Source organism: Shinella yambaruensis (assembly GCF_050859155.1).
In the GTDB taxonomy this organism is placed as follows: Bacteria; Pseudomonadota; Alphaproteobacteria; order Rhizobiales; family Rhizobiaceae; genus Shinella; species Shinella yambaruensis.
The window spans coordinates 2,135,450-2,156,066 of the sequence record NZ_CP150638.1; the positions used below are offsets into that span (position 1 = coordinate 2,135,450).

A 20,617-nucleotide genomic window follows, 5' to 3' on the forward strand; every position below is an offset into this window, starting at 1 on the left:
CCCGGACAACAAGAAAAACCCGAGCGCCTTCAACAGAGAGGATCAACATGCGTATTTCCAAACGTTTCACGCTCGCAGCCTCGGCTGCGGTCATCGCCCTCTTCGCGTCCTCCGCGATGGCTGAAGGCGAGAAGATCGTGATCGGCACGGAAGGCGCCTACCCGCCCTTCAACAATCTCGAATCCGACGGCACGCTGACCGGCTTCGACATCGACATCGCCAAGGCGCTGTGCGAGGAGATGAAGGCCGAGTGCACCTTCGTCACGCAGGACTGGGACGGCATCATTCCGGCGCTCATCGCCAAGAAGTTCGACGCGATCATCGCCTCCATGTCGATCACCGCCGAGCGCAAGGAGAAGGTCGACTTCTCCAAGAAGTACTACAACACGCCGCCGGCCATCGTCGTGCCGAAGGATAGCGAGATCACGGAAGCCACCCCGGAAGCCCTTGCCGGCAAGACGCTCGGCGCGCAGGGCTCGACGACCCACTCCAACTATGCCGAAGCGCATATGAAGGATGCCGAGGTCAAGCTGTATCCGACGGCCGACGAGTACAAGCTCGACATCGCCAACGGCCGCATCGACGCCGTCATCGACGACGTGGTGGTGCTCTCCGAATGGCTGAAGACCGACGACGGCGCCTGCTGCAAGCTGCTCGGCACGCTGCCGGTCGACCCGGTCATCAACGGCGAAGGCGCCGGCATCGCGGTGCGCAAGGGCGAAACGGCGCTGGCCGACAAGTTCACCGCGGCGATCGCGGCGATCCGCGCCAGCGGCAAGTACCAGGAAATCAACGCCAAGTACTTCCCGTTCGACGTCTACGGCGACTGATCCGCGGCGCATCCCTGTCATGCGGGTTTTTTCTGAACCCATCACCAGAATGCACGGGCGGGAGGGCTTGCTCTCCCGCTCCTTTTGTTTGAGAACGTGCAGATAAGAAAAGACGGATGCATCAGGCAGCCGGACAACAAGCGCAAGGCGCATCGGGGGTTCTTCTGGCATGAGCGGGTTCTTCGCCGCCATCGTCGAGGCGGTATCCGCATTTCTCGGGATCATCGATCCCCTCTGCGGACCGGTCGGCATCTTCAACCTTTTTGCGGGCGACACGCTGCTCGCCTGCGGCAATGCCGGATGGGGCGACGAGATCGCCTTCGGCTTCCTGGTGACGGCGAGCCTTGCCATCGCCACCCTGCCCGTCGGCCTCGTCATCGGCTTCTTCATCGCGCTGGCCAAGCAGTCGGAGGAAAAGTCGCTGCGGCTGTCGGCCAACATCTACACGACGCTGTTCCGCGGCCTGCCGGAGCTCCTGACGCTCTTCATCGTCTATTACGGCCTGCAGATCCTCGTGCAGAACCTGGCGGCCGCGCTCGGCTATGGCGGCGCGGTCGAGATCAACGCCTTCTTCGCCGGCATGATCGCGCTCGGCGTCGTCTTCTCCGCCTATTGCTCGGAAGTGCTGCTGTCGGCCTTCAAGGCCATTCCGCGCGGCCAGTACGAGGCGGGCTATGCGCTCGGCCTGCACCATGGCCGCACCATGCGCCTCATCGTGCTGCCGCAGCTCATCCGCGTCGCCCTGCCCGGCCTCGGCAATCTCTGGATGGCGCTCCTGAAGGACACCGCGCTCGTCTCGGTCATCGGCCTGCCGGATATCCTGCGCCAGACCGGCGTCGCCGCGCGCGTCACGAAGGAAGCCTTCCAGTTCTACGCCATCGCCTGCCTGCTCTTCCTCGTCCTCGCCTTCCTCTCCTCGCTGGTCTTCTCGGCGATCGAAGGCTGGGCAAAACGTTCGGAGGTCGCCCGATGAGCGTCGTCACCACCCTCATCCCGCCGCAGGCCCCGCCGGAAGCCCCGCCAAAGCCCTTCACCGCCGGCCGCTTCTTCGGCAACATCTTCATGGGCGTCTGGCTGGCGCTCACCGTCGGCGTATTCCTGATGATCGTCGGCGGCTGGGATCCGGAAAAGTTCACCCGTTACGGGCCGAGCTACCTCTCCGGCCTCGGCGTGACGCTGCTGCTCGTCGGCCTCTCCGTCGTGCTCGGCGGCCTCATCTCGCTGCCGCTCGCCTTCGCGCGCATGTCGAAGAACCCGGTCTTCTCCTGGCTCGCCTACGGCTATGTCTACTTCTTCCGCGGCACCCCGCTGCTGACGCAGCTCTTCCTCGTCTATTACGGCCTCGGCAGCTTCTCCGCCGAATTGAAGGCCTGGGGCCTGTGGTGGTTCTTCCGCGACGCCTGGAACTGCGCGCTCCTGACCTTCACGCTCAACACCGCCGCCTACCAGGCCGAAATCCTGCGCGGCGCCATCGAGAGCGTGCCGCGCGGCCAGCACGAGGGCGCCGACGCGCTCGGCCTGCCCAAGAAGGTCGCCTTCTTCAAGGTCATCCTGCCGCAGGCGCTCATCGTCGCGCTGCGCCCCTATGGCAACGAGATCATCCTGATGATCAAGGGCTCGGCCATCGTCGCCATCGTCACGGTCTTCGACCTGATGGGCGAGACCCGCCGCGCCTTCTCGCGCACCTTCGACTACCAGGCCTATCTCTGGGCCGCGCTGCTCTATCTCCTCATGGTGGAGCTGCTGCGCAACCTCTGGGCCTGGCTGGAACTGCGCCTGACGCGCCACCTGAAGCGCTGAAACACCTGGCAGCACTCGCGCAAGAGTGCTGCCAACACGCTGATTTCAAAGAAATATTCCCACCTTTGGCCAAATTTAAACCTTTCATTAACCCTGCAGGCGCTCAATCATAGGGACCATCATTCATCACGCGATGAGGTCGCTATGACGAACGACATGGCAATGCAGCTCAAGGGCTACGGCATGACCACGGCCCAGATCCTCTACCGCATGCCGGATCATCCGCAGCTCCTGCAGACCTATATCTGGCAGCACTACGATCTCGCCCCGGAGTTCCCGGAGATGAAGAGCTTCCTGAAATTCTGGCAGGAGAAGCTGGACGGGCCGTTGCACTCGGTGCGTTACGTCCACCGCCGGCTGATCTCGGCGACGGAATGGCGTGCGCTGAAGGGCGAGTTCATCCTCAACTGAGGCGCAGCCATGATCAGACGTGCACGGACCCGTGCGCCAGCTCGCTGTCGGACATGTCCACCTTGAGCGAGAAATAGAGGATCGCGACATAGAACAGCAGCACGAGGGCGATCACCACGCCGCCGGGCACCGGCCCGAGCGCCGCATTGGCGACCACGTGCTCGAAGGCGAGCGTCATGTCCTTGCCCGCCGTCGCCGGCCGCTGCATCATCGAGGAGGAGATCTTCAGCGCCCAGGCGAGCAGCAGGATGAGGTAGAGCCAACAGTAGTTGCGCCGCAGCCGCCGGCAGGCCGCATCGCGGTAGCTGATCAGGAATTCCGGCTTGCGCAGGCTCTTGGCGATCGGCGCGGCCCAGTCGAGGTCCAGCGCGGCGCGCGGATTGAGGATCTCGGCGAAATAGAAGCGCTCGAGCTGGCGCACCCGCGCCCGGTAGACGTCGAAGAACCGGTAGCGCCGCGCCTCGATCATCAGGAGCAGCGAGACCAGCAGCATCGCGAAGAGCAGCACGCCATGGTGGGAGGTCGGCGTTGAGAGCGAGACCGACAACAGCGCCGCCACCACCGTGATCGCCCAGTTCGAGGTGCGGTCGATGCGGTCGCGCCAGCCGGCCATGCGCCCGAGCTCGCCGCGATAGTAGTGCACCATCGTGTTGATCGTCTCCATCGGCGTTGCGGGCAGCGCCGGACTGCCGGTCCGTTTCGTTTCGGTGGAGAGCGGGAAAGGGGGCGTATCGGCGGGCATGTCATTCCTCCCAATGGTCTTTTTGGTTTTGGGAAGAAGATCATGCGCCTCTTTCGGCAATTGATAAATGCCTATTTGCGCCCGAAAGGCGCCATTGCCAAAGCCCTGCCCGGGCCGTAAGAGACGCCTCCATGAAGAAGATCGACGAAGACGCGCTCGCGGAAGCCTACAACCGCGCCCTTTCGCTGGAAAAATCCGGCGATTTCGATGCCGCCGCCAAGGCCTATGCCGAGGTTCTGGCGCTCGATCCGGAAGACCATGGCGGCGCCGCCGTGCGCCTTGCCGCGATGGGCCGCGGCGACACGCCGGAAAAGGCGCCCGACGCCTATGTCACCACGCTCTTCGACCAGCATGCCGAGGTCTTCGACAACGTGCTCGTCGACCAGCTCGGCTATTGCGTGCCGCTCACCGTGCGCCAGCGCTTCCAGGCGCTGGGGATGGGTCCGTTCAAGCGCGTGCTCGACCTCGGTTGCGGCACGGGGCTGACCGGCGGCGCGCTGCGCGACATGGCGGAGGACATCACCGGCATCGACCTCTCGGAGAATATGGTCGAGATCGCGCACGACAAGGATCTCTACGAGACGCTCTATGTCGCCGAGGCCGTCGATTTCCTCGACGACAACGACGACGAGCCCTTCGACCTCATCACCGCGACGGACGTGCTGCCCTATCTCGGCGCGCTCGAACCGCTGTTCTTCGGCGCGGCCGAAAACCTCGTGCCCGGCGGCCATTTCATCTTCTCCTCCGAGACCCTGCCCGACGAGACCTTCGCCGGCCGCCCCTTCATGGTCGGCCCGCACCAGCGCTTCGCCCATGCCGCCGCCTATGTCCGCCAGCGCTTAGAGGAGACCGGCTTCGACATCGTCGAGATCACCGACATCACGGTGCGCCTGGAAGAAGGCGAGCCCATCCCCGGCCATCTCGTGCTGGCGAAATACCGCGGCTGACGCGGCCGTTTGCGGATGACGACCGATCCTCGGGTCGAGCCCGAGCAGCATCACCCTCCCTCCGTCATCCTCGGGCTCGACCCGAAGGATCCACCGCCGCACCCACCGCATCCGACGAGAAGCACTTTCCCAAAAACCGTTGATCCGCTACACCTCCTGCCAAGGATTGCAGGAGGTTACAGCATGGCGAAGGTTGCATTCATCGGTCTCGGCGTCATGGGCTATCCCATGGCGGGGCACCTCAAGGTCAAGGGCGGCCAGGAGGTCGCGGTCTACAACCGCACCTTCGCCAAGGCGGAGAAATGGGCCGCCGAATTCGGCGGCAAGGCCTTCCGTACCCCGGCGGAAGCCGCCGAGGGTGCCGATTTCGTCTTCACCTGCGTCGGCAATGACGACGACCTGCGCTCCGTCACCGTCGCCGAGGGCGGCGTCTTCGACGGCATGAAGCCCGGCGCCATCCTCATCGACAACACCACCGCCTCCGCCGAAGTCGCGCGCGAGCTCGACGCCGCGGCCCGCGAAAAGGGCTTCGCCTTCGTCGACGCGCCCGTCTCCGGCGGCCAGGCCGGCGCGGAAAACGGCGTCCTGACGGTCATGTGCGGCGGCGAGAAGGACACGTTCGACAAGGCGCGGCCGATCATCGACGCCTATGCCCGCATGGTCGGCCTGATGGGTCCGGCGGGGGCCGGCCAGCTTGCCAAGATGGTCAACCAGATCTGCGTCGCCGGCGTCGTGCAGGGGCTTGCCGAGGGCATCCATTTCGGCATGAAGGCCGGGCTCGACATGGAGGCGGTCATCGAGGTCATCTCCAAGGGCGCGGCCGGCTCCTGGCAGATGGACAACCGCCACAAGACGATGATCGCCGGCAAGTACGACTTCGGCTTCGCCATCGACTGGATGCGCAAGGACCTCGGCATCGTGCTTTCGGAAGCCCGCCTCAACGGCGCGAAGCTGCCCGTCACCGCGCTGATCGACCAGTTCTACGGCGACGTGCAGGACATGGGCGGCAACCGCTGGGACACGTCCTCACTGCTCGCGCGCCTTCAGGAGAAATGACGTGGCGCTCCGCCGCGCCCTCCTCGCCCTGACCGCCGGGGCCGCGCTTGCCGCCCCGGCGCTGGCGGACGACGCGGGCCGGCAGGCGCTCGCCGCCGCCCTGCACGGCAAGATCGCCGCGTGCTGGCTGCGGCCCGCGGACCTGCCGGACCATGTGCAGGCGGTCCGGGTGAAATTCTCGCTGACGGAGGCGGGCGAACTCGACGGCTCGCCGGCAATCGACGGCCCGGTCGGCGGCGATGCCGCGACAAAAACCTTCGTCGCCAGCGCGGTGCGCGCGGTCGTGCGCTGCGCGCCCTTTGCCGGGCTGGCGAAGCTTGCGCCCTATGACGCCTGGAAGACCGTGGTCGTGACCTTCAAGCGGCCGGATTCCTGAAAGCCCGGCCGCAGCGGCGCAAAGCGCCTATTCCTCGCCGCTCTTCTGGTTGTCCACGACCATGTAATCGAGCGGCAACTCGGTCGTGTACTTGATCTGCTCCATCGCGAAGGCCGAGGAGACGTCGCGGATCTCGATGCGGGCGATCATGCGCTTGTAGAAGGCGTCGTAGGCGGCGATATCGGGCACGACGACGCGCAGCAGGTAATCCACCTCGCCGCTCATGCGGTAGAATTCCACCACTTCGGGGAATTCGACGATCACCTCGGAAAAGCGCTTCAGCCATTCCGTGGAATGGGCGTTGGTGCGGATCGACACGAAGACCGTGACCTTGGTGTTGATCTTGACCGGATCGAGCAGCGCGACGCGCTTGCGGATCACGCCGTCCTCTTCCATCTTCTGGATGCGCCGCCAGCAGGGCGTGGTCGAGAGCCCCACCTTCTTGGCGAGATCGGCCACGGCGAGCGTGGAATCTTCCTGCAAGAGGCGCAGGATTTTGCGGTCCAGACGGTCCATTGACTTCCCCTACGAAATTTAATTCCCTCATATACCGCGATTGCAGCAAATTGAAAGAATTGCATTTCATTCCGTAAGGGTTTTCACCCGCTTTCGCAACTCGGGCAGAACCTCCGCCTCGAACCACGGATTGCGCTTCAGCCAGCCGGTGTTGCGCCAGCTCGGATGCGGCAGCGGCAGCACGGCAGGCCCCGCATTGCGGTGGAGGTGCCGGCGCCAGTCGCGCACCGTCTCCGTCATGCTGGCGGCCTTCGCCGTCCCCAGATGCCAGGCCTGGGCATATTGGCCGATCGCCAGCACCAGGTCGATCTGCGGCATGGCGGCGATCGCCCGGGCGCGCCAGAGCGGCGCGCATTCGCGCCGCGGCGGCAGGTCGCCGCCATGGGCGTCGTAGCCCGGGAAACAGAGGCCCATCGGCACGATGGCGAATTTCCGCGGGTCGTAGAATTCTTCGCGCGTCACGCCGAGCCAGTCGCGCAGCCGGTCACCGGACGCGTCGTTGAACGGCAGGCCGCTTTCATGCACCCGCAGCCCCGGGGCCTGGCCGGCGATCAGGATGCGCGCGGCATCGGAGAGGACGGCGACGGGCCGCGGCTCGTGCGGCAGCCGGTCCCGGGGCCCCTTCGCCGGCGCGTCGCGACAGAGCCGACAGGCCGTAATCGCCGCGCCAAGGGCGGCAATCGCGCCGTCAGGTTCCGCATCGTCCATCATGCGGTCCGTTCTAGAACAATTCCGGCAAAGGTGCGAAGCGGTTTAAAGCCCGAACACGCGCAGAATCCCGTCGAGGATGCCCGGCTCCGCATCGTGCACATCTTCCTGCGGCCGGCCGTTCGTCCTGCGCCATTGTTGCGGCATGTCGAATTCCGCCCCCCACAGGCCCTTGCGCTCCGCCCGCGCGAACTGCTCCTCGTCCTCATAGCCGCCATAGGCGACCGCGAGCCCCTCGCGCACCATGCGCGCGCCGAGATCGCCCGCCGTGTTCTCGCAGCGCGCCAGCCAGCGGTCGTATTTGTCCGTGCCCTGCGTCCGGCAGGTGATCGGTCCTTCGCGCAGCAGCTCGGCAAGCCGCGAGCGCGCGGCGGCGCCGCAGCGCCAGTCCGCGCCGTCGCGCCGGCAGGTCTGCGTCAGCTCGGGCGAGTCCATGCCGACGAGCCGGATGCGGTGGCCGTCGAGCGTCAGCGTGTCGCCGTCCGCCGCCCGCGCCGCACCGGTGAAGGTCTCGCCGCCACCACCGCCGACGCGCACCACGATCAGCGCCGTCAGCGCCAGGATCGCCATCGCCACGCCGACATCGCGCGCCCGCCTGGTAAGCCCCATGGAATTCCGTTCCTCGCGAAGGGCGGTTCCGGCAAAGGCGCGCGCGGGCAGCCAGCCTCCGGAACCGCGTAAAATGAAAGAGATAGGGTGTTTTCGCGATTCGGAGAAAGGCGCAAATACCCCGGCGTCATGCCGTTACGTCACGATGGTGGCGCGCTGCCGGCGGGCTGTTCCGGAAAATGCCGGAATGGTTCGCAAATGGTTTATGCGCGGCAGCATCTTCTTAAGGATTCCCCCCTAGAATTCAACGCCGTCCGCAACAGTTGCAATCGTGATGAGTACCGGCGTCAGTACATCGACCGACAAGATCATCGTCGACAAGTCGCGCAGCCATAGAAACAAGGCTGTTTCGCGCACCGTCCGCGCGACCCGGGAACGCCTGCAGACCGCCACGGGCATCGCGCCCGGCTTCGAGCGCGAGATGCTGCAGCTGCACGTCGCCTCTGCTGCCCAGAGCGCGCTCGCCATTCCCGTCGTGGTCATGCTGATCGCCGCCGTCGGTGTCTACCTCACGCAGGAAGTCGGCCTCGTCGCCTGGGGGATCCTGGCCCTCAGCGTGCATGCGCTCGGCATGATCGTCGCCCGCCGGGCGCGCGCGCAGGAGATCACCGCCGACAACACCCGCCGCTGGCAGCGCGTCTTCCTCGCCGCCCAGGTCGCCATGGGCCTCACCTGGGCCGCCTTCTCCCTGCAGACCTGCGGCCCGTGCGGCGAGGTCACCTTCGATTTCTACAAGGGCTCGGCCCTGCTCGTGGCGCTGGCCGTCACCGCCATCAGCACCTTGATGCTGCGCCATGCGGTGCTCTATGCCTTCCTGCCGACGGTCGTCGCGCTCTCCGTCTCGGCCCTGCTGCGCCCCGACCCCGCGACCTTCGGCATGGCGGCGATCATCTCCGCCGCGCTGATCTTCCTCATCTTCATGACGAACCGCCTGCGCCACACCAGCGCGCAGCTGCTTTCCTCGCAATCGGAGAAGGACGACCTGATCGCCGAGCTGGAAGTGGCCAAGTCCATGTCGGACGAGGCGCGCCGGCGCGCCGAAGAGGCGAACCTTGCCAAATCCCGCTTCCTCGCCTCCATGTCGCATGAGCTGCGCACGCCGCTGAACGCCATCCTCGGCTTCTCCGAGGTCATGTCGACCGAGGTGCTCGGGCCGCTCAGCAATCCGGTCTACAAGGAATACACCTCCGACATCCACCGCTCCGGCCAGCACCTGCTCAACCTCATCAACGAGATCCTCGACCTCTCGCGCATCGAGGCCGGCAAATACGACCTGTCGGAGGACAGCGTGCATCTCGTCGATATCGCCGAGGACTGCATCGGCATGGTGCAGCTGCGCGCCCGGGCGAAGAACATCACCATTTCCGAGCAGGTCGAAGGCGACATGCCGGCCGTCTGGGCGGACGAGAAGGCCCTGCGCCAGGTCATCCTGAACCTCTTATCGAATGCCGTGAAATTCACGCCCCAGGGCGGCGAGATCCTCGTCAAGGCGGGCTGGACCGCCGGCGGCGGCCAGTACATCTCCATCAAGGACAACGGCCCCGGCATCCCGGAGGAGGAGATCCCCGTCGTGCTCTCCGCCTTCGGCCAGGGCTCCATCGCCATCAAGAGCGCCGAACAGGGCACCGGCCTCGGCCTGCCGATCGTCCAGGCGATCCTCGCCAAGCACAATGGCGAGTTCATTCTGAAATCCAGGCTGCGCGAGGGCACCGAGGCCATCGCCATCCTGCCGGCCAAGCGCGTGCTGCAGAGCCTGCCCGCCGTCACCGAGACCCAGGCCGTCGCCCCGCGCAAGAAGAGTTTTGCCTGAGGTCAGCGGTGCGTCCGGATTGTGGATCCTCGGGTCAAGCCCGAGGATGACGGAGAGGAGGAGAGGCCGCGCGGCCTTGAAACCGATCAGCATGTGGAAGCGTTGCGACGGACGGCCTCCCCTCGCTTCTTTCGTCATCCTCGGGCTCGACCGGGGGAGCCATGAGCCTGCCCGAAACCGCTCAGATGAACTGCGACACCACCACATAGCCGGCATAGACGGCATTGGCGGTGATCAGGCAGAAGACGGCGAAGGAGCCGAGGTCCTTCGAGTGCTTGCCCATCTCCGAGATTTCCGGCGAGACGCGGTCGACGATCTCCTCGATCGCCGTGTTGAGCGCCTCGAAGGCGATCATCAGGAGGAACAGGATCGCCATGGCGACATACTGGAAGAACGAGGCGCCGACCACGGTGAACAGCACCATGGCGACGCCGAAGGCGATCAGCTCGTGGCGGAAGGCGGATTCGCCGAGCAGCCGCCGCGCGCCGGCCGCCGAATAGGTCGCGGCCGCGAACAGGTGGCTGATGCCCGTCTTTTTCTCGATTGGTGCCTGACCCATTCCCGCAATCCCGTTGTCGCCGCTCTCATGAAACACGCCCGTGTGACGGGCGTGCCTCGAGGTCTCAATCCTGCCATTGAGGCTTTTTGCCGGCCGCCCGTTACGTCCGGTTGCTGACGCCCGCCTGAACGAAGGTCGCCATGCCCGAATGGCAGGCGGCCGCCGCCTTGACGATGCCGGCGGCAAGCGCCGCGCCGGTGCCCTCGCCGAGCCGCATGCCGAGCGCCAGCAGCGGCGTCTTGCCGAGCTTCTCGATCGACTTCAGGTGCCCCGGCTCGGCCGAGACATGGCCGATCAGGCAATGGTCGAGCGCCGCCGGATTGGCCGCGCGCAGGATCGCGCCGGCCGCCGTCGCCACATAGCCGTCGAGGATGACGGGGATCTTCTGCATGCGCGCGGCGAGGATCGCGCCGGCCATGGCGGCGATCTCGCGGCCGCCGAGGCGGCGCAGCACTTCGAGCGGGTCGGAAAGATGCGCGCGGTGCAAGTCGACGGCCTTCTTCACCGCCGCCACCTTGCGCTCCAGCACCGCGCCTTCCGAGCCGGTGCCGGGCCCGACCCATTCCTCCGCCGTGCCGCCATAGAGCGCCAGGTTGATCGCCGCGGCGATCGTCGTGTTGCCGATGCCCATCTCGCCGATGCACAGGAGGTCCGTGCCGCCGGCGACGGCCTCCATGCCGAAGGCCATGGTGGCGGCGCAGTCGCGCTCGGAGAGCGCCGCCTCCTCCGTGATGTCGGCGGTCGGATAGTCGAGCGCGAGGTCGAAGACCTTGAGACCGAGATCGTGCGTCACGCAGATCTGGTTGATCGCCGCGCCGCCGGCGGCGAAGTTCTCCACCATCTGCGCGGTGACGGAGGACGGATAGGGCGTGATGCCCTGCTGGGTGACGCCGTGATTGCCGGCGAAGATGGCGACCAGCGGGCGCGTCACGGCCGGCGGACGGCCGGTCCAGGCGGCGAGCCAGAAGGCGATCTCCTCCAGCCGGCCGAGCGCGCCCGGCGGCTTGGTGAGCTGCCTGTCGCGTTCGCGCGCCGCCACCAGCGCGGCCGAATCGGGACCGGGCAGGTTGCGCAGCAATTCACGAAAATCATCGAACGGCAGGCCGCTGGCACTCATCTTGGGGAATTCCTTAAGTTTCGGCTTTCAAAGGCGGGTGTTTGGTGTCTCCTAATAGAGGCAGGGCGCGAATCCGACAACCGCATTTGCGGCGGCTTCCGTCGCCCTTTCGTCACAGGGCAATCGAATGCGAAGGCGGAACTGGCCAAGCCCCTCACCTGCCTGCCGGCATCCTCTCCCCGTAAACGGGGAGAGGAGCGATGGGCTCGCCGTTTTCCCCTTCTCCCCGCCTGCGGGGAGAAGGTCCCGGCAGGGGGATGAGGGGCGCCTCACCAGCCGCGCCGCCTTCGGAAAGGACTCACTTGGCCATTCAGGACTACATCGACGACACCGCCCGCTCGGTCGCCTTCCTCTCGCGCGTGCCGGTGCCGCAGCGCCACTTCATCGGCCATGACGGGCGGCTGTCGCGCGCCGTGCGCGCCTTCCCGCTGGCCGGTATCCTGATCGTGCTGCCTGCCGCCGCCCTTGCCGCCCTCCTCTCGGCCCTCCATGCCCCGCCGCTGCTCATCGCCTTCGCCACGCTTGCCGCCCAGGTCCTCGTCACGGGCGCGCTGCACGAGGACGGGCTTTCCGACAGCGCCGACGGCATCGGCGGCGGGCGGGACCGCGAGAGCGCGCTCGCCATCATGAAGGACAGCCGCATCGGCTCCTATGGCGCCGTCGCGCTGATCCTCTCCTTTGGGCTGCGCGCCGCGGCCATCGCCGCCCTTGCCACCACCCTCACCCCGTCCGGCCTCGGCATGGCGCTGCTTGCCGTCGCCGCGGCCAGCCGCACCGCGATGGTCTGGCACTGGTCGCTGCTGCCGCCCGCCCGGCAGGGCGGCGTCGCCGCCTCGGTCGGCGAGCCGGACGGCGGCGCGACGACCGTCGCGCTTGCAAGCGGCATCCTCCTTGCCGCCGCCCTCCTGTTGCCGCACGGCGGCGTGCTCTCCCTCGTGCTGGCGCTCGTCCTCGCCGTCGCCGCCGTCATCGCCTTCAACCGCGCCGCCCTCGGCAAGATCGGCGGGCATACGGGCGATACGATCGGCGCCACGCAGCAGCTCGCGGAAATGTCAGTGCTCTTCGCCCTTGCCTTGGCGCTCTGACCTGCCGATATAGGAAAGACAATTTTCGGGAGCCGCGATGGAATCGCCCTGCATCCTCGTCTGTTCGATCGACATGGTGACCGGCTACTGCTTCGGTTGCGGCCGCACGCGCGATGAAATCGGCGCCTGGACGCTCTATTCGTCCGATGAGCGCCGCGCCATCATGGCCGAGCTGCCGGCCCGCCTCGCCACCGTCGAGCGCAAGCCGCGGCGCGAGACCCGCCGCGCCCGCATGGCCCGGGAGCGCGACGAAGCATGAGGCTGTACGTCCTTCTCGGCATCCTCGCCGTCGGCCTCGGCGCCCTGATCCTCAACCATGACAACGGCCGCACGATGGGCATGGACAACAACGATTTCGGCCGCCTCGTCACGCTGTCGGCGCTCGCCACGATGATGGCGGCGGGTGTTCTGGCCGGGCGCCGGCAATGGGGCGAAAGCATACGCCAGGCCGGAATCTGGCTCCTGATCATGCTCGCGCTCGCCGCCGGCTACCTCTACCGCTTCGACCTGCAGGAGGTCGGCAACCGGCTCACCGCCGGCCTCATCCCCGGCCGCGCGGTGGTGACGACGGGCGTCGACGGCGAGCAGATCCTCGTCATCCACAAGGGCGTCTCCGGCCATTACGAGGCCGACGTGACGATCGACGGCACGCCGCTGCGCATGCTGGTCGATACCGGCGCCAGCTCCGTCGTGCTGTCCTACGAGGATGCCATGCGCCTCGGCATCAACCCGGACAACCTCGTCTTCTCCATCGACGTCTCCACTGCCAACGGCCGGGCGCTCGCCGCGCCCGTCACGCTGCGCCAGGTCGCGATCGGCCCCATCCTGCGCGGCGCCATCCGCGGCATGGTCACGGAACAGGGCCGGCTGGAACAGAGCCTGCTCGGCATGAGCTTCCTCGAAACGCTCGGCTCGATCGAGATCACGCGCGACGAACTGCGGCTGAAGGACTAGTTCTTCAGCTTGTAGCCCGTCTTGAAGATCCAGGCCGTGATCGTCAGGCACACCGCCAGGAAGCCGAGCACCGTCACGAGGCTGACGACCGGGCTCACGTCGGCGATCTCGTAGAAGCTCCAGCGGAAGCCGGAGACGAGGTAGAGCACCGGGTTGAAGTGGCTGACCGCCTGCCAGAAGGGCGGCAGCATGTCGATCGAGTAGAAGCTGCCGCCGAGGAAGACCAGCGGCGGGATGATCAGCATCGGGAAGAGGTTGAGCTGCTCGAAGTCCTTCGCCCAGATGCCGATCATGAAGCCGAACAGGCTGAAGCTGACGGCCGTCAGCACGAAGAACAGCACCATCATGAACGGATGCCTGATCGAGATGTCGACGAAGAGCGAGGCGTTGACGAGGATGATCGTGCCGACGATCAGCCCCTTGGTCGCCGCCGCGCCGACATAGCCGATGACGATCTCGAGCGTCGAGATCGGCGAGGACAGGATCTCGTAGATCGTGCCGGTGAACTTCGGGAAGTAGATGCCGAAGGAGCCGTTGCCGATGCACTGGTTGAGCAGCGTCAGCATGATGAGGCCGGGCGCGATGAAGGCACCGTAGGAAACGCCCTGGATTTCCTGCATGCGCGAGCCGATCGCCGCGCCGAAGACGATGAAGTAGAGCGAGGTGGTGATGACGGGCGACACGATGCTCTGCAGCAGCGTGCGGCGCGTGCGCGCCATCTCGAATGCGTAGATGGACTTGATCGCCTCGATGTTCATCGGCCCTCTCCCACCAGTTCCACGAAAATGTCTTCCAGCGAACTCTGCTCGGTGGAGATGTCCCTGACCCGAAGCCCCGCCTGCGACAGCGCGGAAAGGAGCGAGGATATGCCGGTGCGCTCGCCGGAGGCATCGAACTCGTAGACGAGCTGTCCGCCGCCCTCAGCCAGCGTCACCCCGTAGGACGACAGCGCATCGGGCACGGCCGTCAGCGGCTCGGCCAGTTCCACGGTCATCTGCTTGCGGCCGAGCTTCGCCATCAGCGCCTTCTTGTCCTCGACCAGCAGGATCTGCCCGTGGTTGATGACGCCGATCCGGTCGGCGATCTCCTCCGCCTCCTCGATATAGTGCGTCGTCAGGATGATGGTGACGCCGGAGGCGCGCAGGCGCTCGACGAGCTGCCACATGTCCTTGCGCAGCGAGACGTCGACGCCCGCCGTCGGCTCGTCGAGGAACAGCACCTTCGGCTCGTAGGACAGCGCCTTGGCGATCAGCACGCGCCGCCGCATGCCGCCGGAAAGGTGGCGCAGCATCGTGTCCTTCTTGTCGTAGAGCGAGAGGTCGCGCAGGATGCGCTCGATCAGCGCCGGGTTCGGCGGACAGCCGTGCAGGCCGCGCGAGAAGGCGACCGTGTTCCACACCGTCTCGAAGGCGTCGAGCGTCAGCTCCTGCGGCACGAGGCCGATGATCGCGCGGGTCTTGCGATAGTCGGTGAGGATGTCGCTGCCGGCCACCGTCACCGAGCCGCCGCTCGGCGTGACGATGCCGCAGATGATCGAGATCATCGTCGTCTTGCCGGCGCCGTTCGGTCCGAGCAGCGCGAGGATCTCGCCCTCCTCGATGTCGAGATCAACGCCCTTGAGCGCCTGGAACCCCGATGCGTAGCTCTTGGTGAGATTGCGAATGGAAACTATGGGCGCCATGGGAGGTCCGGAGAGAGGGATTTCATGCGGAAGGACACCCTATATGGCGTGCCCTTCGCCGATTTTCACCCTGAGGGCGCAAAAAAGTCGCTCAGCCGTAGATGCTGGCGAGAAAGCGCAGCGAGACGAGGATGAGGAAGATGCCGAAGCCGATTTCGAGCTGCCGCTTGCTCATCGAATGCGCCAGCCGCACGCCCCAGGGCGTGACGATGAGCGCGATCGGCACGATGAGCGCGACGGCGACCCAGTTGATGAAGCCGGTGGAGAACGGCGGCAGGCCCGGTTCGCCCCAGCCGGCCCAGATATAGCCGACGATGCCGGGGATGGAGATCAGCACGCCGACGCCGGAGGAGGTCGCCACCGCCTGGTGGATCGGCCGGCCGAAGGAGGTCATGTAGGTGTTGTTCAGCACCCCGCCGCCGATGCCCATCAGGCCGGAAAGCGTGCCGATGACGACGCCCGCCACCTGGTTGCCGATGCCCGTCGGCAATTCGTTGCCGACCCGCCAGGTATCGCGGTTGAACAGCATGCGCAGCGCGACCAGCAGCGCGATGGCGACGAAGACGAGGCGGAGGCCGACGCTGGAGATCACCGCCGCGATGACCGAGGCGAGGATGGCGCCGAAGGGCAGCGCGACGATCCAGCTCTTCAGGAGGTCCGTGTCGACCGCACCGCGCAGCCGGTGCGCGGTGAAGGAGCGGATTGAGGTCGGCACGATGATGGCGATAGAGGTGCCGATGGACAGGTGCATGCGCACCGCCTCCGGCACGTCGAGATAGCCGAACACCTGGTAGAAGACCGGCACGAGGATCGCCCCGCCGCCGATGCCGAAGATGCCGGCGAGCAGGCCGGACACGACACCCGCCGCGACGAGTGCGAGCGCGAAGAGGGCAAGATCGGCGACGGACGGCATGGCAGGCTCCAGGGGATCCGCCAGGACGGCGGCGACTCGCGGGAATTTCGCATTTGCGAAAGCCGCACTGTCATCAAACCGTGACCCATTTCAACCATTGTCTCACGCGAGGCCGCCCGGAACGCCCTTGCACCCCGCTCTCCAGGCGTTTCCATTGCCCTGCGCGCAGCGGCCTTGCTCCCGACCCTGAGGGAGCGATCGGCGGTTCCCATCCGCCCGCTTCCTCCGCGGAAGCCCGCCTTGCATCTTCGCCGGTCCGCGCCGGCGCCGGTGATGGAATGTGACGTTCCAGGCAGCCGCACCCTACGCGCTGCCACCCCTTTTCGACCGGCGGCCCCGCCGGTCTTTTTTTGTCCCGGGATCAGGCAGCTACAGGCTGCAGTGCCTGTAGCCGGACTTGCGCACCCTGAGGTCGAAGTGGAAGTGGTCCTTGTGGTAGCGGTCGCTGCCGGGGCCGAGCACGGTGGAGAAGTACTTGCAGCTGTCGCTGCGCACCGACTTCAGCAGACCCTTCTCGCGGAAGGCGAAGAAGCCCTTCTTCTCGATGGCGATCGCCTTGCCGTTCTTCAGCACGATCTTGCCGACGTCGATGGCATTGCCCTTGGCGTGCTCCGACATGGCGGCGCCGCGCTGCGAGTTCATCGTGCGGCAGGAATAGGAGGACATCTGGTGGATGGCCGAGACGCCCGAGAGGTAGCGCGCGCGGCTGGAGGGAACCAGCTCGTGCTTCACCCAGCGCGCGAAGGCCTCGGTGATCTGGCAGTTGACCTGTGCGGCCGGCTTGATCTGGATGCCGCCGGAAAGGCCGGACAGTTCGATCGGCCAGGCGATGCCGCAGGAGCGCCCGCGGGAAATGCGCGGCACGTCACGGAACTTGACGCCGAGCTTTGCCAGGCGCTGGCGGCAGGCCTTTTCCGAGGCCGGCATGCCGCCCATGGTCTCCGGCATCTGCATCGGGTTGTTGAGGCGCGGCAGGAAGGCGACCTGCTCGCCCCCGCTCGCCTGCCGTCGGCGGGTCGTCGCCTTGTCCGGCACCTGGAGATAGCCGCCGCCGTCCGGCGCCTCGCCAAGCTCGACGCCGGCCTCCGACATCGGGATCGTCGCCGGCTGGCCGACCTGCTGCGGCGTCTCCGAGCCGATGCCGCCGACGACGACCTGGGTGGCGTTGCCCTCCGCGATCTCGCCCGCCTGCGCCTCCGCCAGCCCCTCGACGCGCCCGACACCGAGCTCCGCATCCATGTTGACGCCGCCTTCCGGCACGGTCAGCACGCCGGAAGAGGCCTGGACGGGCTCCGTGATGCCCATCGCCTCGTCGCTGTCGATCATCGGCAGGCGCTTCTTCTGTGCAGGCGCGGCCATCGCCGTATCGGCCTCGACCGGGTAGTCCGCGAGATCCCCGCCCGTGTCGCCGATATCGGCGGCGGGACGCTGCGAAACCTCCTCCGAAGGCCGGATGGCGCCGACGATATCGTCGGGCGGGGTCATCCCCCCGGAACAGGCGGCCAGCATCGCCGGGACGAGGAACAGCCCGAGCGGTCGGCGCAGACGAGAAACAAACGCAATACCCATTGTCACTTCCGCCAGCCCTGCCCCGCGTCCCGCGGGTCCCGGTTGCGCACATTGTTGTCCGGTCATGGTGCAGGCCGCTTTTGTCCGCATTCGGACGGGACAAGCCCGAAACCGGACGCGAAAAGCGATCGTCCTGCATTTCCAGAGGATTTTCGCGCAACAGGGTAAAGGAACCGTTCCCAGGCACCCCGCGAGATTGATGGGCATGAGCTTGCTCCGTGGCACCCCCCTCTGCCCTGCCGGGCATCTCCCCCTCAAGGGGGGAGATTGGACGGAGAGCCGTCTCGCCCATTTCAAACGTCGCTGGTTGAACTTTGCCCTCGCCTCTTGCCAATCTCCCCCCTTGAGGGGGAGATGCCCGGCAGGGCAGAGGGGGGTGCTACTACACAGGACAACATTGCCTTATGGGGGAGACACAGGCCTTCCGGCTGACCTCCCCACTACAATTGCGCACGCCCCAACGAAAAACCCCGGCGCCTTGGGCACCGGGGCAAGCGTGTCCGGAGATCGTCTTTTGCGTTATGCCGCGCGGCGCCGGTGGTCCGCCGCTCCGGCTGCGTTCAGCCGGAAATTGCCGAGCAGGGTCTTCAGCTGCTCGCTTTCCTGGGTCAGCGTCTGGCCGGCCGCGTTGGTTTCCTCCACCATGGCGGCGTTCTGCTGGGTCATCTGGTCCATCTGGTTGACGGCCGTGTTCACCTCGGCAAGGCCGGTCGCCTGCTCGCGCGCGGCGGTGGCGATGGAGTTCACCTGGTCGTTCACCTTGTTGACCAGCGCCTCGATCTCGGTCAGCGCATCGCCCGTCGAGCGCACCAGCGCGACGCCGGTGCCGACCTCGGCCGCCGAATTGCTGATCAGCCCCTTGATCTCCTTGGCCGCGTTGGCCGAGCGCTGGGCAAGCTCGCGCACCTCCTGCGCCACGACCGCAAAGCCCCGGCCGGCCTCCCCTGCCCGCGCCGCCTCGACGCCGGCATTGAGGGCGAGAAGGTTGGTCTGGAAGGCGATCTCGTCGATGACGCCGATGATCTGGCTGATGCGGCTGGACGCGTCCTCGATGCGGCTCATCGCGGCGACGGCGTCGCGCACGATCGTGCCGGAGCGGCCGGTCGACTGCTTGGTCTCGGCCACCATGCGGCTCGCCTCGGCGGCGCGGTCGGAGGCGTTGCGCACCGTCGCGGTGATCTCGTCGAGCGCGGCGGCGGTCTCCTCCAGCGAGGCCGCCTGCTGCTCCGTGCGGTGCGACAGGTTGTTGGCCGCCTCCGCGATGCCGCCGGCGCTGCCGTGCACGATGTCGGTGGAGCGGGCAATGGCGTTGATGACGCTGGAGAGCGCGTCGACGGCACGGTTGAAGTCGTCGCGCAGCTTGGCATATTCCGGCGCGATCGCCTGGATCGAGACCGTCAGGTCGCCATTGGCAAGGCGCTCCAGCGCCTGGCCGACCGTGTTCATGGCGTCCGCCTGGCCCTGGCTCACGGCCTGCTGGCGGCGCTCGCCCTCGCTGCGCTCCTCCTCGAGGCGAACCTGCTGCTCGCCCTCGCGAAGGCGAAGCTCGGCGCGCTCGGCGACCGACTGGCGCAAGATCGACACGACCTTGGCCATCTCGCCGATCTCGTCCTTGCGGTCCGTTTCCGGCACGTCACCGGACACATCCTCATCGGCGATCGCCTGCATCGAGGCCTTCAGGCGCGAGACAGGACCGGTCACGCTCTTCACGATGCCGTAGGCGGCAAGGATGATGGCGAGGCCCCCGAGGGCGAGGATGACCGCCGTTTCGATGGCGTTGCGGCGGAACATGGCGGCAAGGTCGTCCGCATAGACGCCCGTGCCGACGATCCAGCCCCACGGGGCAAAGCCCGCGACATGCGAATATTTCAGCACCGGCTGCTCGAAGCCCGGCTTCGGCCACAGATAGTCGACGAAATCCTGGCCGGTCGGGCTCCCCTTCACGGCCTTCACGAATTCGATGAAGATCTTCTTGCCGGTCGGGTCGGCCATGCCGGACTGGTCCGTGCCGTCGAGCTCCGGCTTGATCGGATGCATGACGATCACGGCGTTCATGTCGTTGATCCAGAAGTAGCCGCTGTCCTCGTAGCGCAGCGCCCGCACCGCGTCCTTCGCCCGCGTCTGCGCCTCTTCGCGGGTCAGCGTGCCGGCGGTCTCGAGCGCGTGATAGTGCTGGAAGAGCGTCAGCATGCTCTCGTCCATCGCCGCCAGCTTCGACTTGCGCTCGGCCACCATCGCTTCCTGGTAATGATAAAGGCTGTAGACGAGCGCCGCGACGACGATGGTCAAGGCAAGACCGACGAGCAATGACAGGCGCATGGATATTCTGAGATTCTTCACCGGGCTCTCCTCAATGGACGCGGCACTCCAACCTTTCCGAAAGTCCGGGAAACCCTTTAAAATCGCCTAAAATTGCGATCATCAATTTTTAGAGTTTGAAAATACTCGAAAATACCGATCGTCGGGTTTCGGCCGGCCGCGACGTGCCCTCTTCCGCCATCGCGCGCATTCCGTTAGACCGGTATCAGCCAGGAAGAGGATGCGCATGACCGACACCAGCAGGCCCAACGGACAACTCACCCTTCGCACGCTTGCCATGCCGGGCGATGCCAATGCCGCGGGCGATATTTTCGGCGGCTGGGTCATGGCGCAGATGGACCTTGCCTCGGGCATCCGCGCCGCCGAGCGCGCGCAGGGCCGCGTCGTCACCGCCGCGGTCAAGGAAATGGCCTTCGACCTGCCGGTGAAGATCGGCGACACGCTCAGCATCTATACGGATATCGTGCGCGTCGGCCGCACCTCGATCACGCTGTCGGTCGAGGCCTGGGCACAGCGCTATCTCACCACCACGCTGGAAAAGGTCACGGGCGCCACCTTCGTCATGGTCGCGCTCGACAAGGACGGCCATCCGACCCCCGTTCCGGTCGAATAGCG

The 20,617-nt window shown here is 66.4% G+C and carries 23 protein-coding genes; 12 read left to right on the forward strand and 11 right to left on the reverse strand.

Annotated elements, in window-relative coordinates:
• The first annotated feature begins 47 nt into the window (after positions 1–47).
• The 4 genes from WMC41_RS10545 (at position 48) to WMC41_RS10560 (ending at position 3,041) form a co-directional block, all read left to right on the forward strand.
• Positions 48–830 (forward strand): ABC transporter substrate-binding protein, encoded by a 783-nt coding sequence (locus WMC41_RS10545; protein ID WP_288077777.1) that lies wholly within the window; start codon positions 48–50, stop codon positions 828–830.
• A gap of 169 nt (positions 831–999) precedes the next feature.
• Complete coding sequence (locus tag WMC41_RS10550; protein ID WP_244769621.1) at positions 1,000–1,803, forward strand: ABC transporter permease; 804 nt, start codon at positions 1,000–1,002, stop codon at positions 1,801–1,803.
• Complete coding sequence (locus tag WMC41_RS10555; protein WP_432348070.1) at positions 1,800–2,630, forward strand: ABC transporter permease; 831 nt, start codon at positions 1,800–1,802, stop codon at positions 2,628–2,630. Before WMC41_RS10550 ends, WMC41_RS10555 begins: the two co-directional genes overlap by 4 nt.
• 144 nt (positions 2,631–2,774) lie before the next feature.
• Positions 2,775–3,041: an usg protein gene (locus WMC41_RS10560; protein ID WP_244769619.1), complete on the forward strand. Its 267-nt coding sequence runs from the start codon at positions 2,775–2,777 to the stop codon at positions 3,039–3,041.
• A gap of 13 nt (positions 3,042–3,054) precedes the next feature.
• On the opposite strand, the gene WMC41_RS10565 is transcribed toward WMC41_RS10560, so the two are convergent.
• Positions 3,055–3,783, reverse strand: coding sequence for a DUF2270 domain-containing protein (locus WMC41_RS10565; protein ID WP_398431444.1), 729 nt, complete (start codon positions 3,781–3,783; stop codon positions 3,055–3,057).
• A gap of 131 nt (positions 3,784–3,914) precedes the next feature.
• On the opposite strand from WMC41_RS10565, the gene WMC41_RS10570 reads away from it, so the two are divergent.
• The 3 genes from WMC41_RS10570 to WMC41_RS10580 all read left to right on the forward strand — a co-directional run bounded on the left by WMC41_RS10570 (position 3,915) and on the right by WMC41_RS10580 (position 6,162).
• Positions 3,915–4,730: a class I SAM-dependent DNA methyltransferase gene (locus WMC41_RS10570; protein WP_272805655.1), complete on the forward strand. Its 816-nt coding sequence runs from the start codon at positions 3,915–3,917 to the stop codon at positions 4,728–4,730.
• Positions 4,731–4,913: 183 nt separating this feature from the next.
• On the forward strand, positions 4,914–5,786 hold the full coding sequence (locus WMC41_RS10575; RefSeq protein ID WP_432348071.1) for an NAD(P)-dependent oxidoreductase: 873 nt from the start codon (positions 4,914–4,916) through the stop codon (positions 5,784–5,786).
• 1 nt (position 5,787) lies between these two features.
• Complete coding sequence (locus tag WMC41_RS10580) at positions 5,788–6,162, forward strand: hypothetical protein (protein ID WP_432348072.1); 375 nt, start codon at positions 5,788–5,790, stop codon at positions 6,160–6,162.
• Between the two features lie 27 nt (positions 6,163–6,189).
• Here the strand turns inward: WMC41_RS10580 and WMC41_RS10585 are convergent, their stop codons facing one another.
• The 3 genes from WMC41_RS10585 to WMC41_RS10595 all read right to left on the reverse strand — a co-directional run bounded on the left by WMC41_RS10585 (position 6,190) and on the right by WMC41_RS10595 (position 7,995).
• Entirely contained in the window at positions 6,190–6,678 is a 489-nt protein-coding gene (locus WMC41_RS10585; protein ID WP_064329937.1) for an Lrp/AsnC family transcriptional regulator, read from the reverse strand.
• A 66-nt stretch (positions 6,679–6,744) separates the two neighbouring features.
• Complete coding sequence (locus WMC41_RS10590; RefSeq protein ID WP_432348075.1) at positions 6,745–7,389, reverse strand: uracil-DNA glycosylase family protein; 645 nt, start codon at positions 7,387–7,389, stop codon at positions 6,745–6,747.
• Between the two features lie 42 nt (positions 7,390–7,431).
• Positions 7,432–7,995 carry a thermonuclease family protein gene (locus WMC41_RS10595; protein WP_244769614.1) on the reverse strand — a complete coding sequence of 188 codons (564 nt, stop codon included), beginning with the start codon at positions 7,993–7,995 and terminating at the stop codon, positions 7,432–7,434.
• A gap of 274 nt (positions 7,996–8,269) precedes the next feature.
• On the opposite strand from WMC41_RS10595, the gene WMC41_RS10600 reads away from it, so the two are divergent.
• Entirely contained in the window at positions 8,270–9,805 is a 1,536-nt protein-coding gene (locus WMC41_RS10600; RefSeq protein WP_244769613.1) for a sensor histidine kinase, read from the forward strand.
• 181 nt (positions 9,806–9,986) lie between these two features.
• Here WMC41_RS10600 and WMC41_RS10605 read toward each other — a convergent pair whose 3' ends face one another.
• Together WMC41_RS10605 and cobT are read right to left on the reverse strand one after the other, a co-directional pair.
• Complete coding sequence (locus WMC41_RS10605) at positions 9,987–10,364, reverse strand: diacylglycerol kinase (protein WP_244769612.1); 378 nt, start codon at positions 10,362–10,364, stop codon at positions 9,987–9,989.
• A 100-nt stretch (positions 10,365–10,464) separates the two neighbouring features.
• Positions 10,465–11,481, reverse strand: a complete 1,017-nt coding sequence (gene cobT, locus WMC41_RS10610) for a nicotinate-nucleotide--dimethylbenzimidazole phosphoribosyltransferase (protein WP_244769611.1) — start codon at positions 11,479–11,481, stop codon at positions 10,465–10,467.
• 302 nt (positions 11,482–11,783) lie between these two features.
• Between cobT and WMC41_RS10615 the strand changes: the two genes are divergently transcribed.
• From WMC41_RS10615 to WMC41_RS10625, 3 genes are read left to right on the forward strand one after another with little or no spacing between them, the layout of a single operon-like run.
• On the forward strand, positions 11,784–12,566 hold the full coding sequence (locus WMC41_RS10615; protein ID WP_244769610.1) for an adenosylcobinamide-GDP ribazoletransferase: 783 nt from the start codon (positions 11,784–11,786) through the stop codon (positions 12,564–12,566).
• Positions 12,567–12,603: 37 nt separating this feature from the next.
• Positions 12,604–12,825 carry a DUF1289 domain-containing protein gene (locus WMC41_RS10620; RefSeq protein WP_244769609.1) on the forward strand — a complete coding sequence of 74 codons (222 nt, stop codon included), beginning with the start codon at positions 12,604–12,606 and terminating at the stop codon, positions 12,823–12,825.
• Positions 12,822–13,520, forward strand: coding sequence for a retropepsin-like aspartic protease family protein (locus tag WMC41_RS10625; RefSeq protein ID WP_432348078.1), 699 nt, complete (start codon positions 12,822–12,824; stop codon positions 13,518–13,520). Before WMC41_RS10620 ends, WMC41_RS10625 begins: the two co-directional genes overlap by 4 nt.
• Here WMC41_RS10625 and WMC41_RS10630 read toward each other — a convergent pair.
• The 5 genes from WMC41_RS10630 to WMC41_RS10650 all read right to left on the reverse strand — a co-directional run bounded on the left by WMC41_RS10630 (position 13,517) and on the right by WMC41_RS10650 (position 20,023).
• A complete protein-coding gene (locus WMC41_RS10630; RefSeq protein ID WP_432348080.1) occupies positions 13,517–14,278 on the reverse strand; it encodes an ABC transporter permease in 762 nt (253 codons plus the stop codon). The two genes, WMC41_RS10625 and WMC41_RS10630, sit on opposite strands and share 4 nt — an antisense overlap.
• A complete protein-coding gene (locus tag WMC41_RS10635) occupies positions 14,275–15,201 on the reverse strand; it encodes an ABC transporter ATP-binding protein (RefSeq protein WP_244769606.1) in 927 nt (308 codons plus the stop codon). The genes WMC41_RS10630 and WMC41_RS10635 overlap by 4 nt, the downstream gene beginning before the upstream one ends.
• Positions 15,202–15,292: 91 nt before the next feature.
• Entirely contained in the window at positions 15,293–16,114 is an 822-nt protein-coding gene (locus WMC41_RS10640) for a sulfite exporter TauE/SafE family protein (RefSeq protein ID WP_244769605.1), read from the reverse strand.
• A gap of 369 nt (positions 16,115–16,483) precedes the next feature.
• Positions 16,484–17,677 (reverse strand): extensin-like domain-containing protein, encoded by a 1,194-nt coding sequence (locus tag WMC41_RS10645; RefSeq protein ID WP_272807475.1) that lies wholly within the window; start codon positions 17,675–17,677, stop codon positions 16,484–16,486.
• A 525-nt stretch (positions 17,678–18,202) separates the two neighbouring features.
• A complete protein-coding gene (locus WMC41_RS10650; protein WP_432348082.1) occupies positions 18,203–20,023 on the reverse strand; it encodes a methyl-accepting chemotaxis protein in 1,821 nt (606 codons plus the stop codon).
• A 205-nt stretch (positions 20,024–20,228) separates the two neighbouring features.
• Between WMC41_RS10650 and WMC41_RS10655 the strand changes: the two genes are divergently transcribed.
• A complete protein-coding gene (locus WMC41_RS10655; protein ID WP_244769603.1) occupies positions 20,229–20,615 on the forward strand; it encodes an acyl-CoA thioesterase in 387 nt (128 codons plus the stop codon).
• Positions 20,616–20,617 lie beyond the last annotated feature (2 nt).